This window comes from Bradyrhizobium sp. JYMT SZCCT0180, from assembly GCF_018130165.1.
Classification (GTDB): Bacteria; Pseudomonadota; Alphaproteobacteria; order Rhizobiales; family Xanthobacteraceae; genus Bradyrhizobium.
In genome coordinates, this window is record NZ_JAFCLZ010000008.1 from 265165 (window position 1) to 280895 (window position 15731).

General features: G+C 60.9%; 14 protein-coding genes. 13 read left to right on the forward strand and 1 reads right to left on the reverse strand.

Features of this window, described 5'->3' with window-relative positions:
* From JQ641_RS14570 to JQ641_RS14620, 11 genes are all read left to right on the forward strand, one after another.
* Positions 1-462, forward strand: a complete 462-nt coding sequence (locus JQ641_RS14570) for a YidH family protein (RefSeq protein WP_249150428.1) — start codon at positions 1-3, stop codon at positions 460-462.
* 55 nt (positions 463-517) lie between these two features.
* A complete protein-coding gene (locus tag JQ641_RS14575) occupies positions 518-2029 on the forward strand; it encodes an arylsulfatase (protein ID WP_211996633.1) in 1512 nt (503 codons plus the stop codon).
* Between the two features lie 54 nt (positions 2030-2083).
* Positions 2084-3625, forward strand: a complete 1542-nt coding sequence (locus tag JQ641_RS14580; protein ID WP_211996634.1) for an arylsulfatase — start codon at positions 2084-2086, stop codon at positions 3623-3625.
* A 69-nt stretch (positions 3626-3694) separates the two neighbouring features.
* Positions 3695-4057 carry a DUF1622 domain-containing protein gene (locus JQ641_RS14585; protein WP_211996635.1) on the forward strand — a complete coding sequence of 121 codons (363 nt, stop codon included), beginning with the start codon at positions 3695-3697 and terminating at the stop codon, positions 4055-4057.
* A 10-nt stretch (positions 4058-4067) separates the two neighbouring features.
* On the forward strand, positions 4068-5066 hold the full coding sequence (locus JQ641_RS14590; protein ID WP_211996636.1) for an HAD family hydrolase: 999 nt from the start codon (positions 4068-4070) through the stop codon (positions 5064-5066).
* A gap of 32 nt (positions 5067-5098) precedes the next feature.
* Entirely contained in the window at positions 5099-6415 is a 1317-nt protein-coding gene (locus JQ641_RS14595; RefSeq protein WP_211996637.1) for a DUF1214 domain-containing protein, read from the forward strand.
* 58 nt (positions 6416-6473) lie between these two features.
* Positions 6474-6950: a hypothetical protein gene (locus JQ641_RS14600; RefSeq protein ID WP_211996638.1), complete on the forward strand. Its 477-nt coding sequence runs from the start codon at positions 6474-6476 to the stop codon at positions 6948-6950.
* Positions 6947-8458, forward strand: coding sequence for a DUF1254 domain-containing protein (locus tag JQ641_RS14605; RefSeq protein ID WP_211996639.1), 1512 nt, complete (start codon positions 6947-6949; stop codon positions 8456-8458). The genes JQ641_RS14600 and JQ641_RS14605 overlap by 4 nt, the downstream gene beginning before the upstream one ends.
* 84 nt (positions 8459-8542) lie before the next feature.
* Positions 8543-9940 carry a DUF1254 domain-containing protein gene (locus tag JQ641_RS14610; protein ID WP_349628560.1) on the forward strand — a complete coding sequence of 466 codons (1398 nt, stop codon included), beginning with the start codon at positions 8543-8545 and terminating at the stop codon, positions 9938-9940.
* 13 nt (positions 9941-9953) lie between these two features.
* The gene (locus tag JQ641_RS14615; protein ID WP_211996640.1) at positions 9954-10196 is read left to right on the forward strand and encodes a DUF3302 domain-containing protein; all 243 of its coding nucleotides are present in this window, start codon (positions 9954-9956) and stop codon (positions 10194-10196) included.
* A complete protein-coding gene (locus JQ641_RS14620; protein WP_211996641.1) occupies positions 10193-11134 on the forward strand; it encodes an HlyD family secretion protein in 942 nt (313 codons plus the stop codon). The genes JQ641_RS14615 and JQ641_RS14620 overlap by 4 nt, the downstream gene beginning before the upstream one ends.
* A gap of 1 nt (position 11135) precedes the next feature.
* Here JQ641_RS14620 and JQ641_RS14625 read toward each other — a convergent pair whose 3' ends face one another.
* Positions 11136-12143: a SphA family protein gene (locus JQ641_RS14625; protein ID WP_211996642.1), complete on the reverse strand. Its 1008-nt coding sequence runs from the start codon at positions 12141-12143 to the stop codon at positions 11136-11138.
* Positions 12144-12454: 311 nt separating this feature from the next.
* On the opposite strand from JQ641_RS14625, the gene JQ641_RS14630 reads away from it, so the two are divergent.
* On the forward strand, positions 12455-14578 hold the full coding sequence (locus tag JQ641_RS14630) for an adenylate/guanylate cyclase domain-containing protein (RefSeq protein ID WP_211996643.1): 2124 nt from the start codon (positions 12455-12457) through the stop codon (positions 14576-14578).
* The gene (locus tag JQ641_RS14635; protein WP_211996644.1) at positions 14575-15582 is read left to right on the forward strand and encodes an ABC transporter substrate-binding protein; all 1008 of its coding nucleotides are present in this window, start codon (positions 14575-14577) and stop codon (positions 15580-15582) included. The genes JQ641_RS14630 and JQ641_RS14635 overlap by 4 nt, the downstream gene beginning before the upstream one ends.
* The last annotated feature ends 149 nt before the right edge of the window (positions 15583-15731 follow it).

A 15731-nucleotide genomic window follows, 5' to 3' on the forward strand; every position in this document is an offset into this window, starting at 1 on the left:
ATGATGGAAAGCGTAAGCTCCAAATCCGGTTCCGATGTGATCTCCGTCGAACTGTCCTCGCGGCGTACCGGCATGTCGTTTCAGCGAACGCGCATGAGTGCGGACCGGACATTGATGTCGGTGATCCGGACGTCGCTTTCGCTGATCTCGTTCGGATTCACGATCTATCAGGTGTTCGAGAAGATGCGCGACCACAATGTCATCACGCACGCAGGCGCCGCGCGCAATTTCGGCGTTACATTGGTGGCGCTCGGCATCCTCATGCTGATCGGCGGCATCGGTTACCACCTGCAGTTCATGGGCCACCTGCGCGGCGAGCGGGCGGCGATGGCCGCGGATGGTCTCATTCATGCCCAGAGCAGTTTTCCGGTGTCGTTGACGCTGATCACCGCGGCGATCCTGCTGTTCATCGGCATCGCGGCCATCGTCAGCATGTTGTTTCAGGTCGGACCGTTTGGGTGACGAGGCTGAAGACGAAAAGGTGAAAAGCAACAAGCGCAATAGAGGAAATTGAAGCATGGCGAAGTCGGGAAAACCAAACATACTCTTCATCATGGCCGACGATATCGGCTGGTTCAATCTCAGTTGCTACAACCATGGTGTCATGGGCTACCGCACGCCCAATCTCGATCGTATCGCCAGAGAAGGGGCGATGTTCACCGATTTCTACGGCCAACAGAGTTGTACCGCCGGCCGCGCCGCCTTCATCACGGGACAGGCACCGATCCGCACCGGCCTCACCAAGGTCGGGATGCCCGGCGCAACGATTGGGCTGTCGGCGGAGGATCCATCCATCGCGCAGTTCCTCAAAAATCTGGGTTATGCCACCGGCCAGTTCGGCAAGAACCATCTCGGCGACCGCAACGAATTCCTGCCGACCGTGCACGGCTTCGATGAGTTCTTTGGAAACCTCTATCATCTCAACGCCGAGGAAGAGCCGGAGTATGCCGATTATCCAAAGGACCCGAATTTCCGGAAGAAGTTCGGTCCCCGGGGTGTTCTAAGGTGTAAGGCCACCGACAAGGATGATCCGACGGTCGATCCCCAATTCGGCAGGGTCGGCAGGCAAGTGATCGAGAATACCGGCCCGCTGACCCGGAAACGAATGGAAACCGCGGATGAAGAGTTCGTCGGTGCGGCGCTCGACTTCATGGAGCGGAAGAACAAGGAGGACGCGCCGTGGTTCTGCTACGTGAACACGACGCGGATGCACGTGTTTACGCATCTGAAGGAGTCATCCGTCGGCAAGACCGGGCACGGTCTTTATCCGGACGGCATGGTTGAGCTCGATGGCTTTGTCGGTCAGCTCCTGAAGAAAGTGGACGATCTTGGCGTCGCCGGCAGCACCATCGTCGTCTTCACCACCGACAACGGGGCTGAAGTGTTGTCGTGGCCCGACGGCGGCGCGACGCCGTTCCGCGGCGAGAAGGACACCAACTGGGAGGGGGGCTGGCGCGTTCCCTGTGTGATGCGTTGGCCAGGCGTTATCGAGCCCGGTCGCGTCATCAACGATATCTGTTCCCTGCAGGATTTCATCCCGACCTTCGCGGCGGTCGCTGGCGAGCCTGGTCTCGTGGAGAAGGTGAAGAAGGGCTACAACATTGGGGACAAGACCTACAAAGTCCATCTCGACGGCTTCAATCTTCTGCCCTTCCTTTCCGGCAAGGAAAAGGAATCGCCGCGCAAGGGCTTCATCTATTGGAGCGACGACGGCGAGCTGATGGCGCTGCGCTTCAACCAGTACAAAATGGTGTTCGCAGAGCAACGCAGCACCGGTCTGGACGTCTGGCGCGAACCGTTGTCGAAAATGCGAATCCCCAAGCTCTTCGATCTGCGCTCCGATCCGTTCGAGCGCGGCGAAGAGAGCTTCTCCTACAATCAATGGTTCGTGGAACACGTTCCCCTGCAATATGCCGCGCAGGCAGTGGTTCACCAATGGCTAGAGAGCTTCAAGGAGTTCCCTCCGCGTCAGAAGTCGGCGAGTTTCACCGTCGACCAGATAGTCGAGGCGCTGATGCCGAGAAGTTGAGAGCACACAGCCGATCAAGGCAGCGTTCCAGACAACAAAAATGGGAGTGCAAAAATGGCTAAGGCAAAACAGCCCAACATCCTCGTCATCTGGGGTGACGACATCGGCCAGTCCAATCTCAGCTGCTACACCCACGGATTGATGGGTTACCACACGCCCAATATCGACCGCATCGCCAAGGAAGGTATGCTGTTCACGGACAGCTACGGTGAACAGTCCTGCACCGCCGGCCGCTCATCCTTCATTACCGGGCAAAGCGTCTACCGCACCGGTCTGTCGAAGGTCGGGCTCCCCGGCGCGCCGATCGGCATGAACGAAAAAATCATCACCATCGCGGCTGCGCTGAAGAACCAGGGTTATGCCACCGGTCAATTCGGCAAGAATCATCTCGGCGATCTCAATCACATGCTGCCGACCAACCACGGCTTCGATGAGTTCTTCGGCAATCTCTATCACCTCAATGCCGAGGAGGAGCCGGAGATGGACGACTATCCGGCCGATGTACCCGGCTTCAAGGAGCGCTTTGCGCCGCGCGGCGTCCTCAAGTCATGGGCAACGGACAAGGATGATTCCACCGACATGCCGCGCTGGGGCAAGGTCGGCAAGCAGAGGATCGAAGATACCGGTCCGCTTACCCGCAAGCGCATGGAAACCTGTGACGATGATTTTGTCGCCGCGGCCATCGATTTCATCAAGCGGCAAGAGACGGCGGGCAAGCCCTGGTTCGTGTGGGTGAACACGACGCATATGCATTTCATCACGCATCCAAAACCGTCGAGCAAGGGACAGGCGGGTCGCTGGCAGTCGGGCTATCATGACACCATGATCGACCACGACAAGAATGTCGGTCAGCTGCTCGACTTCCTCGACCGGGCCGGTCTCGCCGACGACACTTTCGTGCAGTATTCGACCGACAACGGACCGCACCGCAACACCTGGCCGGATGGCGGCATGACGCCGTTCCGCTCTGAAAAGAACACCAACTGGGAAGGCGCCTTCCGGGTGCCGCTACTCGTGCGCTGGCCCGGCAGGATCAAGCCTGGCTCGGTGGCCAACGGCATTGTGCAGCATCACGACTGGTTCCCGACTTTCCTTACCATGGCGGGCGAACCTGAGATCATTGAGAAATGCAAGAAGGGTTATCAGGCGATAGGCCGCACCTACAAGAACCACATCGATGGCGTGAATCTGCTGCCTTACCTGACGGGGGAAGCGAAGGAGAGCCCGCGAAAACTCTTCTTCTACTTCAGCGACGACGGCGACGTGCTCTCGATCCGCTATGATAACTGGAAGATGAACTTCATGGAGCAGCGCACCGAAGGCACCATGGCGGTATGGGTTGATCCGTTCGTGCGTCTCCGCGGGGTCAAGCTGTATAATCTGCGCACCGATCCCTACGAGTTCGCAACCGTCACTTCCAACGGCTATTGGGAGTGGATGATGCAGCATGCTCCGTTCATCTACATGGCGCAGATCGCTGCGCAAAAATTCGCGGATACCTTCAAGGAGTTCCCCGCGATCCAGCCGCCCAACACCTTCACCATCGACGACGCCTTGAAGATGATGTCGAGCATGGCGAGCGGCGCGAACCGTTAGGCGACAATGCAGGGGGCGGCCATGGTGCCGCCCCCTGGGTCTGCCCCCCTTGAGCCGGGACTGCGCCCGATGAAACAATGGCTAATCTTTGCAACCGAGAACGCCATCGTCATCATCGATGCGCTGGCGCTCGTCATCATCGTCGTTGGCACGGTCGAAGCTTTCGTCGGCGGTTTGCGGGCGATGCTGGGCTCGCCGTCGGGGCACGAACGGCGCGATATCTGGCTCCGCTACGCCCGCTGGCTGGTCGCCGGACTGACATTCCAGCTTGCAGCGGACATCATCGAGACGTCGATCACAACCAGCTGGGAAGCGGTCGGGCGGATCGCCGCGATTGCGCTGATCCGCACCTTCCTCAACTACTTCCTCGATCGCGACCTGGAAGAAGTGCGCCAGCGGCAGCGCGAAGGACCGCCGTTGAGGCCGGCATGAGGTATCAGCGATGTTGAACCGACGCAGCCTGTTGGCGCTACTGTTCGCCGTTTCAGCGATCGGCGCTGCCTGGGCGCAGCCGTCGTCGGACCCTTTGCCGTCCTGGAACGACGGCGCCGTCAAAAAGTCCATCACCGATTTCGTTGCACGGGTTACGACACAGGGCGACGCCGACTTCGTCCCCGTCGAACAACGCATCGCCGTCTTCGACAATGACGGCACGCTGTGGTGCGAGCAGCCGGAGTATTTCCAGGCCGTTTTTGCGTTCGATCGCGTCAAAGCGATGGCACCCAGCCATCCGCAATGGAAAAGCCAGCAGCCGTTCAAGGCGTTCCTTTCCGGTGACAGGAAGGCGCTGGCGGAGCAAGGCGAGAAGGGCGTGCTGACGCTGGTGGCCGCGGCGCATAGTGGCATGACCACGGACGAGTTCGCAAAGTCCGTCGCCGACTGGCTCGCGACCGCAAGACATCCGCGTTTCAACCGGCCCTACAACGAACTGATCTACCAGCCGATGGTCGAACTGCTGGCCTATCTCCGCGCCAATGGCTTCAAGACCTTTATCGTGTCCGGCGGCGGCGTCGAGTTCATGCGGGTGTGGGCTGAGAAGGCCTACGGCATTCCGCCCGAGCAGGTGGTGGGCTCGTCCGGCGTCACGCAATACCGGCTCGACGCCGCTGGCAAGCCGTCGTTGTTGAAGACGGTGAAAGTGCAGTTCATCGACGACGGGCCGGGCAAGCCGTCGGGCATCAACATGATCATTGGCCGCCGCCCGATCCTCGCCTTCGGCAATTCGGACGGCGACCATCAGATGCTGCAATGGACCATGGCGGGAAGCGGCCCGCGCTTTGCCGGCATCGTCCACCACACAGATAGCACGCGGGAATATGCCTACGACCGCCCGTCGAAGATCGGAAAGCTCGACAAGGCGTGGGAGGAGGCGAAGGCGAAGGGATGGACCGTCGTGGACATGAAGCGGGACTGGAAGAGGGTTTTCGCGTTCGAACCATGAACGGATGAAGGCATCAAAAGGAGTAGCACGTAATGACCGGACTTATTTCTGCGGCAACTACTCTGTTTCTTGCGACGGCGATGGCAGCAAACGCGCAGGCGCAACCCGCCCGTATCGCGGATCAGGATATCAGCGACGCCTATATCTACCTGCTTGGCCGGTTATTGGTAACGCGTCAGCAGCAGCTCGACTTCCAGGAAGGTTTCAAATGGAATGAACTGGTGCATCGCAAGCCCGGCGCTGTGGATTGGCCGAACCCCAACCTCGACGTGGCCTACTCCGAAGCGTGGGTAGCGGTGGACGAAAGCAGCTGCACCATCGTCAGCGTGCCGAAAGTCGAGGGCCGCTACTATACGGTCCACTTCCTCAACGGTTGGGGCGAGACCATTGCCAATATCAATGAGCGCCTGTTTCCCAAGCGGCCGTTCGGCGAGTTCGCCGTGTGTCTCAGAGGCTCGAATGTCGCGATCCCTGCCGGAGCAACGCGCATCGATCTGCCGGTGAAATATTCCCGCGTGCTTGCGCGGGTCGAACTCGGCTCCCATCCGGACGCTGCTATCGCCTTGCAACACCAGTTCAAGTTTCGGGCAACAGGCACGCCGAAACTTCCGGAAATTCCCAAAACGCCGATATTCGAGCTGGAGAAGTTGCCGGGAGTCGAAGCCTTCGAGGTTGCCGACATCGCGCTCGACGGTGAACCGGATCTCAGCGTCGGGCTGGAAGCGTTGGCCCAGAACGCCCGCGATATTGGCAAGGCCGTCAAGGACCCGGCCGAACGGGCGCGCGTCGATCAGGTCATCCGCACCCGCGCTTTCGGCGATATCGGCAAGGCCAGCGCCATCATCGGCCACGGAACGGTGCAGAATGGCTGGGCGCGTCCCGGTGTCGTCGGGGAATACGGCCTCGATTATTTGGCGCGGACCATGGTCGACAATGGCGGCATCTGGGCCAACATCAAGCCGGAAGTTCTCTACTATCGAGGTAGCCTCGATCAGGCCGGAGCCGAGCTAAGCGGTGACAACGTCTATACGCTGACCTTCCCCAGGGATGGCTTGCCGGCTCAGTACGCGACGTTCTTCTGGTCGGTCATCGCCGTCGATGGTCACCGTTTTCGCGTGCTGCCCAATCCCCTCAACAGGTTCCTGCTCAACAATCAGTCCGGCGTGAAATACAATCCCGACGGCTCACTCACGCTCTACTTCGCCGACCAGAAGCCGGCTGACGCGCCCGACAATAACTGGCTGCCGACGCCGAAGGGGCAGAAGTACCGACTGACTTTCCGGTTCTACCGGCCGACGGAAGGCGTGGCGAACGGCACCTACTATCCACCGCCGCTGATCAAGCGGTGACGGAAAAGGAGGGAGCGATGACAGTCGGTGCAAGGTTCTCGGCCTCTTCATCTTCGGTGTGTTCCTCACCTTCGGGATCATCGCGCATTACTGTGCCGGCGCACGCTGGCCAACCGGCGAATTGTTCAAGCAGAACATCACGCTGTGGTGGGCCTGCCCATGGACGCTGTCGGTCGCAGCCGTGCAGGCCGGCGGGCTTGGCATGGTGGCAATGGGTCTCACGCTGATGCTGGCCGCGCGGGTATCGCCAAAACACCCGGCGGCAGAAGGCTCGGCGGCGCTTTGGTTCTGCATCGTCGGGCTGCTCGGCGTTTTCGCCGTCGGCTACCCCCGGCTACTTCGTCTTCGATGCGATCTGGCCGAGCTATTACTACTCGCCAGTAACAACCGGAAAGAACGTATGGCTGCTAGGGCAGGCGCTTTTCATAGCAGCATATTTCGCGGGCGCGATCCTGGCGTTCAACACGGTGCGGCGTGCGCTCAATGCGATTCCGGTGGAAGCCGGAATCTGATCGAACAGGAGAGTATACAATGAGCAGTACAAATGATTCAGGACTCGATCGGCGCAACCTGCTCATGGCGGGGGCGACACTCGCCGCTGCTTCGACCCCGACTGTGGCACGTGCGCAAAATTCATCGCTGAACCCACAGCCTCTGCCACCGTCGCCGGAATGGGCTCGCGCGCTGCCACCGGGGCCGGACGCACGCGTGAAGATCACTGAGGCTTACGCCGCCCACGTCGCGCGCGACGCCTTCTTCTGGGCATGGCCGCTGGTCAATACTTATAACCGCCGGCTTGCATTCTCTAAGATGACGGAACAGCGGTATGTCGGCCCGTTGCTCGAGGCGCCGCTCAACCGCCTCACGATGCTCACGGATTACGTCAATCCGGAAGAGCGCAATGTCGCGTGCCCGAACCAGGATGTGGTTTACGGCCTCGGGATGGTGGCGCTGGATGTTACTCCGGTGGTGGTTCAGGTGCCGGATTTCGGCGATCGCTTCTGGGTCTATCAAATCGTCGATTTGCGCACCGACAGCTTCGTTCAGCTCGGCAAGATGTACGGCACCACGCCCGGCTTCTACCTCCTGGTCGGGCCCGACTGGAACAGTGAAGTGCCAAAGGGCATCACCCGCGTATTCCGCGCGTCGAGCAATACAGGCCTTGTCGCGCCACGTATCGCCCAGAACGACACGCCGGAAGACAAGCGCGCTATTCAGGACGTGCTGACCGGTATCGCGATGTACCCGGTCGCGGAGTACGACGGGCGTGCGAAAAGGGTCGAGTGGAGCAAGCTGCCAAAAGTCCCCGGCGCGCCTCCCGGCGAAGAGGAAACGCGCTGGGTGCTTCCTGAAAAGTTTTTCGACGTGCTTCCCATGGTACTCGCCGATGCGCCGCCGCTGCCCGGCGAAGAAGCACGCTACGGGCAATTGCTCGCCGTGCTGGCTGCCGCCAAAGATAATCCAAAAGTAAGACATGCGATGATTGAGGCCGCCAAAGACGCCGAAGAGAAATTGGTAAATCCATTGTTCCAGTTCCGTAACTACGGCCAGCAATTGCCTCACAACTGGAGCACTATCTCCAACGAGTCCGCGTTCGGGACGGACTATTTTACGCGTACAGCGGTTGCCAAATCGAACATCCTGGTAAATTCGCCAAACGAAACGAAGTATTTTTATCAGGACCTCGATGCTTCGGGGGCACGGCTCAACAACGCCAACCGCTACACGGTCACGTTCGCGAAAGACGGCACGCCTCCCGTGAATGGCTTCTGGTCGCTCTCGATTTACAATCAACACCATTTCTTCGTGGCAAACCCGATTAACCGCTTCTCGGTCGGCACCAAGAACAAGGACCTCAAACCTGCCGGCGATGGTTCGCTCACCATCTACGTGCAGGCCGAGGCGCCGGCCGATCCCACACAGCGCGCGAACTGGCTGCCTGCTCCCAAGGGAGATTTCTCGCTTTACGTCCGAGCCTACTGGCCGAAGACGGAAGTCACGGAGGGGTCATGGACGCCGCCCGCGGTGCAGCGTGTCGGTTAGGAGACGCAGGTGAACGACCACAACGTAAATCCCGGTTGTCTTGCGGGACCAGGCATCGGCTATCTGCGCATTAGGAGTTTGACTGTGAAACGTGCCGCCTTCGGACTGATCTCCCTTGCATGGGTAGCGTCGCTGGGCCCGGCATCTGCTCAAGGTGTCACCGAGCAGGAGGCCTACGCGATCGCCAAGGACGCTTATGTTTACGCTTATCCACTGATGCTGACGCAGGCTACCGTGCGCAAGCTTGGTAATTTTGCTCAGGCCGTCGATGGCGATGCGTATGGGCCGCCTAACCAGTTCCATCACGCACGCCACTTTCCCAACGCCGACGACAGGATCGTGATCCGCACGAATGTGGACACGTTGTATTCGGCGGCCGTTCTCGACCTGAAGGCCGAGCCGATGGTCTTATCGGTGCCGGCCGCTGATCGTTACTTCATGCTGCCGATGCTCAGCCTCTGGACGGATGTATTCGCCGTGCCTGGCACACGCACCACCGGCAGGAACGTAGCGCGCGATTTCCTCGTGGTCGGACCGCAATGGCGAGGCACCGCGCCTGCGGGTCTGGAGGTGATCCGCAGCCCCACGCGCTATGTGTGGATCATCGGCCGCACGCAGACGAACGGCGTCGCCGACTATTCGAACGTCCACAAGGTCCAGGACGCGATGAAGCTCCGGCCGCTCTCTGCGCGAGGCAAAAGCAGCTATGTGCCGCCCAACGGCAAGGTCGATCCCGCCATCGACATGAAGGCGGCGCCGCCCGACGTGGTGGACAAGATGGACGCGGCAACTTACTTCGGAAGGTTCGCTGAGCTGCTCAAGGACAACCCTCCCAATCAGGTCGATTATCCCATCGTCCATCGCCTCGAACGAACGGGCTTCAAGGTCGGCCAGAGCTTTGATCTCGCGAAGAGTCCGGCGAACATTCGGCAGGCGTTCGAGAAGGGCCATGCCGACGGCCGGGGGCTGGTGCTCGCCGAGGGCAAGAAGGCCGCCGGTATCGGCGGCAAGGGCTGGATCTACACCACGCGCAGCGGAACTTACGGCACGGACTATCTCTATCGCGCCGCCATCGCGCAGTGCTGTGTCGGAGAGAACCTGCCGCAGGACGCGGTCTATCCATCGCTGTCCAGCGATAGCCAGGGCCAGCCGCTCGACGGCAAGAGCAACTACGTGCTGCACTTCGACAAGGCCAAGCTGCCGCCTGTGGATGCTTTCTGGTCGGTGACGGCCTATGACATCGACGGCTATTTCATTCCGAATCCGATCAAACGGCAGGCCATCGGCGACCGCGACAGGCTGATCGCCAACGCCGACGGCTCCGTCGACCTCTACATCCAGGCCGAGTCCCCAGGCAAGGAGAAGGAGGCGAACTGGCTGCCGGTCGGCAAGGCGCCGTTCACGCTGCTGATGCGGCTCTATTCACCGCGCGAGGTATTCCTCGAAGGCAATTGGGCGCCGCCGGCCGTGGTGCGGCAATGAGCGAGGATCGCACATGAACGGCTACGACATCTTCGCCTGGATCGTGCTGATCATCCTGATTGCCTGCGTGGTCGGTGTGTTCTGCATCGCCGGCGGGCTGCCGGGGCACATTGCGAGGAGCCGCAACCATCCATGGGCGGAGGCGGTGACGGTGGCCGGCTGGATCACGCTGATCTGCGGTTTTGCGCTGTGGCCGGTCGCGCTGATCTGGGCCTATGTCGACATTCCGCGTCCGCGCGCGGAGACACGGCCATGATGATCGCGCTGATGGCGGCTTACCTGGTCTTTCTGTTCGCCATCGTGCGGCTCGGCATCGTGCGCTTCAATCCGTTCTGGAAGGGGTCGCCCTTCATCGTGCTGCTGCTGCTCAACCTCGGCCTGTTCATTCCGATGGGCTGGGGCGCGCCGCAGGGCCCGGCGCTGGTCGTGCGCCATGCCGTCTCGATCGTGCCCGATGTCGCAGGCGAGGTGCTCGACGTTCCCGTCATGGCGAATACGCCGGTCAAGCCCGGCGATGTTCTGTTCCGCATCGATCCCGTGCCGTACCAGGCGCAGGTCAGGACGATCGAAGCGCAGCTGAAACTCTCGGCAACGCGCCTGGCCCAGATGACGCAACTGTTCGAGCGTGATTCCGGCCGCGGCTTCGATGTCGAGCAGCGGCAGTCCGAGGTCGACCAGCTCAAGGGTCAGCTCGAGGCGGCGCAGTGGAACCTCGACAAGACCACCGTCCGTGCGCCGGGCGAGGGCTATGTCACCAACCTCGCGCTGCGCAAGGGCGCTCGCGTGGCCAACCTGCCGCTGGCGCCTGTGATGGCGTTCATCGACACATCAGGCACCATCATCGGTGTCGAGATCAACCAGATCGATGCACGCCATGTCGAGCCGGGGCAGGAGGCTGAAGTAACCTTCAAGTTTGCACCCGGTCATATCTACGCGGGCAGGGTGGAAGGCGTACTGCAGGCCATTGCCACGGGACAGGCGCAGGCGTCCGGCACCGCCGTCATGCCCAAAGCGATTGAAGCCGCGCCGTTCGTGGTGCGCATCAAGCTTGATGATGCCGAGGTCGCGCGGAGGCTGCCGGCCGGCTCGACAGGCACGGCTGCGATCTACACCGAACATCTGAAACCAACGCACGTCATTCGGCGCGTCATCCTGCGCCAGGTCGCGATATTGAACTATGTCAATCCGTTCTAACCTACTTCAGGTGCCTTGGTCCGCGCGGCGTCACCGGTTTCTCCGGAGCGGCCGGCGTGAAGCTCAGGGTCGCCATGAATGTGGCATTCGCCGGCCGGTTCTCGGTGAAGACGTCCGCGTAGCCGCGCAGGTTCAGATAGCCGGTGTAGCCTTCCCACGCCGGAAAGAAGAAACCGATCTGCGGGCCGATGCCGATTGCCGTGCCCCTGTTGGCGCCGAGCTTTGCGCCGGTGCCGGTGTCGCCGGTGACCTGCTGATAGACATAGCCGACGGCCCCAACGTGAACGCTCTTGCCGATAAACTGCGAAGCCGCCAGGTCGGCATGAAAGTCGATGCCGTTGCGGTAATCCAGAGCCGTGTTCGTGCCGCTGAAGCTGAAGCCCCCGACCACCGTAAACTCCTGGCCCGTCTTCGGATTGAGATAGGTGTAGCCGGCGCCGCTATCGACCGCGACAAAACCGGGACTGAGATTCGCGAGGCGGGTGGAATCATAGGTACCGGTCGGTATATTGCCGAACACGTAGGTCATGAGATTGTGGACGCCGAAATTCCACTTCAGGGTACCGATGTAATACACGTCGCCCCAGGTGACCCGGTTGTCGAAGGCCGAGCCGGAAATCGTGTTGCCCCGCGGCCCTGTCAGCGTCGCGTTGATATCGACGCCGATATTGCCGGGCACGGTCGCCGCACCGATCGTCAGCTGGCCGCCGAGCACAGGTGTCGCGAAAGTGTAGGTCGGCAGGAATACGCCGACATCCGCTTTTGCGCGCAGCCCGGCAACGATGTTGGAATTGTTCTGGAGGGCTTTGCCTCCGCCGGCTGTGGCGTCGAGATGAATATACTGGAAGGTATAGCTCATCCCGGGCTGGCCAGGCACTGCGGAGAGGCTGCCCATGGTGCCCGGCAGCCAGAACCCGATGCCGCCGTTGTCCGCCTTTGCAGCAACCGGCACCAAAGCGATCGCGGTGAACGTCAAGACTGCGAGCGCTTGTTGCGACCATCGATCCATCGTTTGGATTCTCCCGAAGGCGCCAAAACACAGTTCATTCTAGAAGAAGGCAAAGCTGGTTTTGCGCCTCATTTAGGGTTCGGCCCGCACGGCCGAAGGTTTTTCCTGGGTAGTGACTTAATCGCCACGCGGCCTTGCCGGTTAGACTGTTCCAATGCTGCATTTCGGGACAACCAATATGCAGTTTGTGCCACCGCTGCAGGTTGCCGTCCTAATCAGTTCTCAATAGTTGCCATGCGAAGGTGTTCTGATGTCAGGCGTTGCGGAGCGTCCGCCTGCGAAATCCCGAAGACGGAGCTGGAGGTCCAGAGATGACCAGCAACCGTTCCGAAGAACAGCACAAGATGCGTATCGGGTTTCGTACCTCGATCGTTACGCTGTTCGTGGCTGTGGTGCTGTTTGTCGGATTGACGCTGGTCTATCTCAGCTTCAGCCGCGTTTCGCGGATCACGCAAACGGCGGCGAGCACCTTCATCGACAAGGTGGCGCAGCTCGGCGCCGACCGGATCGATTCGAAATTTCGCAACGTGCGCGACAGCCTCGAAATTCTCGCAGGCCTGCCGTCGATTCAATCGGCCGAAATCGAGGACAATTCGCGGCTCTATGGCCTGATGGCCTCGATGCTGCGCAACAACCCCCAGATTTTCAATCTCTATGTCGGCTATGAGGACGGCTCGTTCCTGGAAATGGACGTGATCGATCGCGCCAAGCCGGCCTTCCGTGCCAGCCTCGGCGTGGACGAGGATGCCGCTTTCCGGGTGGTGATCATTTCCCGCACCGGCGCAGCGTCGTCGTCGCCTGTCACATTGTTCCTTTCGGAGAACCTGATCCAGGTAGCGGAGATCAAGGCACCGACCAGCTACGACCCGCGCCAGCGTCCCTGGTATGTCGAGGCATTCAAGGACGAGAAAACGCTGCTCACCGGGCCGTATGTGTTCTTTGCGACCGGACAGCCCGGCTACACGTTACGGACGGTGTTGAAGGAAGGCCGGCGTGGCGTGGTGGCGGCCGATCTCCTGCTCAATCGCCTCGAGGCGATGCTGGGCGAACAGGGGCTCGGCAATTCCGGGCTTGCCTTTCTGTTCAACGATTCCGATCGGATCGTCGGCCATCCCGAGATGAGCCGGCTGATGGACGAAATTCCGGAACGCGGCGACGAACTGCCCTGGATGAATGCCATCAAGCTGCCCGGTCTCATGCAAGCGGTCGGGGCGTGGCGAAAGGGCGGCGCTTCCCAGCAGTTCTTTGCGGACGACGCCGGGCGCAGCTATGTCGCTGCCTTCCACGGCGTCGAGACGGCGGGCAATGCCAATATCAAGCTCGCGGTGATCGCGCCGCTCGACGAGTTCTTTGCGCAGATCATCTCGGAACGCAGGGGCTTGTTTTTGCTGGCGCTCGGATTTGTGCTCGGCATGCTGCCGCTCGCCATCTGGCTCGGCTCCATGCTCGCGCGGTCGCTGCGAAACCTCGCGCAACAGACCGACGACATCCAGCACTTTCGGCTCACGGATCGCCCGAGACTTCGATCGGTCATCGACGAGATCAACGAACTCGGCCGCTCGGTATACACGATGCGAACGGCGGTCCGCAATTTTTCGAGCTTCGTACCGCGGCCGATCGTGCGGCAACTCATCGAGTCCGGAGCGTCGATCGAACTCGGCGGCACGCGGCGGGAAGTCACCGTGCTCTTCACCGACGTCGCCGATTTCACCGCCAAGACGGAAAAGGCCGATCCCTCCGACGTCATGATCTTCACCTCACGCTATTTCGCAGCGCTATCGGAGACGATCATGAAACATCACGGCACCATCGACAAATTCATCGGCGATGCCGTGATGGCGTTCTGGAATGCGCCCGATGACGATCCCGATCACGTCGTTCACGGCTGTGAGGCGGTGCTGGCCTGCCTCAGGCGCAACAGCGAATTGAACGAACAGTTCCGCGAAGTCGGCTGGCCGGCCTATGGCACCCGCTTCGGCCTGCATGCCGGCGATGCCGTGGTCGGCAATGTCGGCTCTTCCGACCGCATGAACTACACGGCGCTCGGCGCGAACATCAATCTGGCTGCCCGCCTCGAAGGGCTCAACAAGAATTACGGCACGCGAGTGCTGGTGAGCGTCGCGGTGAAGGAGCGCGTCGAAGGGCGTTTCAGCTTCCGCAGCGTCGACGAGATCAGGCCGAAGGGATTCGCGGAAGCCGTGCGGATCTTTGAACTGCGTGGCGAGACGGACGGAGCTTCAGAGCATGCCTTCTGCCAGCGCTGGGAAATCGTCTACGCTGCGATCCGGAAGGAGCAGCCGGCCGCAGCGCTGGTATGGGTCACCGATTTTCTCGCTTTGTATCCCGGCGACGGCGTTGCGCGCTACCATGCCGAGCAGCTTCGTGCCGGGCTGCAGGGGATGCGTCTAGCAACGCCGGCCGGAGCGATCAAATGAGGCGCATACTGGGCCAGGTAAACAGGCGTCAGGTCCTGGCCGGTGGGCTGGCGGCAGGCGCCTGCCTTGCGGCGCCGGCGATTGTGCAGGCGCGGACGCGAGTCCGGCTCGGGTATCTGCATGTTGTCGCCGTCGATGGCCAGATATTTACCGGTCTCGACCGCGGTTCGTTCGACAAGCAGGGCATCGATTTCGAACTGGTCGAACGCAACACCGGGCCTGAAGTGTTCGAGGCCATGGCGCGCGGCGAGGTGGATGTGCTGTCGGCCGGCGGGGTGATCTCGAACTATCTGGCGCTCGGCGCCGGCCGTGCATTCCTGATCAACGACATCGAAGTAGCCACGGCACAGCTATGGGTGCGGCCCGACCTCGGCGTCCGCACGTTCGCTGATCTCCGGGGCAAACCCATTGCGACGACCACCAGGACGACCGCTCACATCTTTCTCGATCGCGCGTTGCGCGCCAACAGCATCGACATTTCCGAGGTCGAGGTTCGCAACAGCAGCATGTCGGCGGCAGTAGCTGCGTTCATTTCCGGCGAGGTCCCGGCGGTTGCGCTCTGGGTGCCTTTCAACATCACGGTTCGCGAGAAAGTGCCCGGCGCCGTCAAACTGGTGGATGCGTCGGCATTTTATCCGCAATCGGCTGTCGTTGGCGGCTGGGTCGCGCGCCATGATTACTATGGCAACAACAGGGATGTGCTTCGCGGGATCATTCGCGGCTGGGCGGACGCCAACGACTATATCCTGCGCAACAGCGCCGCTGCGGCGCAGGCTTTGCAGAAGAACCACTACCGCCATGCGACGGTTGCCGACATTACCGAAGCGCTCCGGGCGCAAAAGATGTTTTCGTCGCGGGAGTGGAAACGGCTCTATTCCGACGGCACGGTCGTCAAATGGCTTCAGCAGGTCAGCGACTTCTTCATGGCCGGCGCCGGTGTTACGAATGCGAAACCGGCCACGGATTATTTCGATCCCAGCCTCTATCTTGCGGAAATTCAGTGAGGGGGCGCCGCGACACCGGCAGTTCGTCCAGGCCTTGGTATTTCGCGACGCGGGATAGCCATGCCTCTGCTGCAGAGCTGTCGCCATCTTAATTGACACGGTCAATACCTGCACGCTATCCAAGCTCTAGCAAAGAACAAGAAACAGGG

Excerpts from the sequence above, each read along its gene's own strand:
- JQ641_RS14580 (WP_211996634.1), top strand. The coding sequence starts at position 2,084 with ATGGCTAAGGCAAAACAGCCCAACATCCTCGTCATCTGGGGTGACGAC.
- JQ641_RS14630 (WP_211996643.1), top strand. The coding sequence starts at position 12,455 with ATGACCAGCAACCGTTCCGAAGAACAGCACAAGATGCGTATCGGGTTT.
- JQ641_RS14575 (WP_211996633.1), top strand. The coding sequence starts at position 518 with ATGGCGAAGTCGGGAAAACCAAACATACTCTTCATCATGGCCGACGAT.
- JQ641_RS14615 (WP_211996640.1), top strand. The coding sequence starts at position 9,954 with ATGAACGGCTACGACATCTTCGCCTGGATCGTGCTGATCATCCTGATT.
- JQ641_RS14590 (WP_211996636.1), top strand. The coding sequence starts at position 4,068 with ATGTTGAACCGACGCAGCCTGTTGGCGCTACTGTTCGCCGTTTCAGCG.
- JQ641_RS14595 (WP_211996637.1), top strand. The coding sequence starts at position 5,099 with ATGACCGGACTTATTTCTGCGGCAACTACTCTGTTTCTTGCGACGGCG.
- JQ641_RS14570 (WP_249150428.1), top strand. The coding sequence starts at position 1 with ATGATGGAAAGCGTAAGCTCCAAATCCGGTTCCGATGTGATCTCCGTC.
- JQ641_RS14625 (WP_211996642.1), bottom strand. The coding sequence starts at position 12,143 with ATGGATCGATGGTCGCAACAAGCGCTCGCAGTCTTGACGTTCACCGCG.
- JQ641_RS14585 (WP_211996635.1), top strand. The coding sequence starts at position 3,695 with ATGAAACAATGGCTAATCTTTGCAACCGAGAACGCCATCGTCATCATC.
- JQ641_RS14635 (WP_211996644.1), top strand. The coding sequence starts at position 14,575 with ATGAGGCGCATACTGGGCCAGGTAAACAGGCGTCAGGTCCTGGCCGGT.
- JQ641_RS14620 (WP_211996641.1), top strand. The coding sequence starts at position 10,193 with ATGATGATCGCGCTGATGGCGGCTTACCTGGTCTTTCTGTTCGCCATC.
- JQ641_RS14605 (WP_211996639.1), top strand. The coding sequence starts at position 6,947 with ATGAGCAGTACAAATGATTCAGGACTCGATCGGCGCAACCTGCTCATG.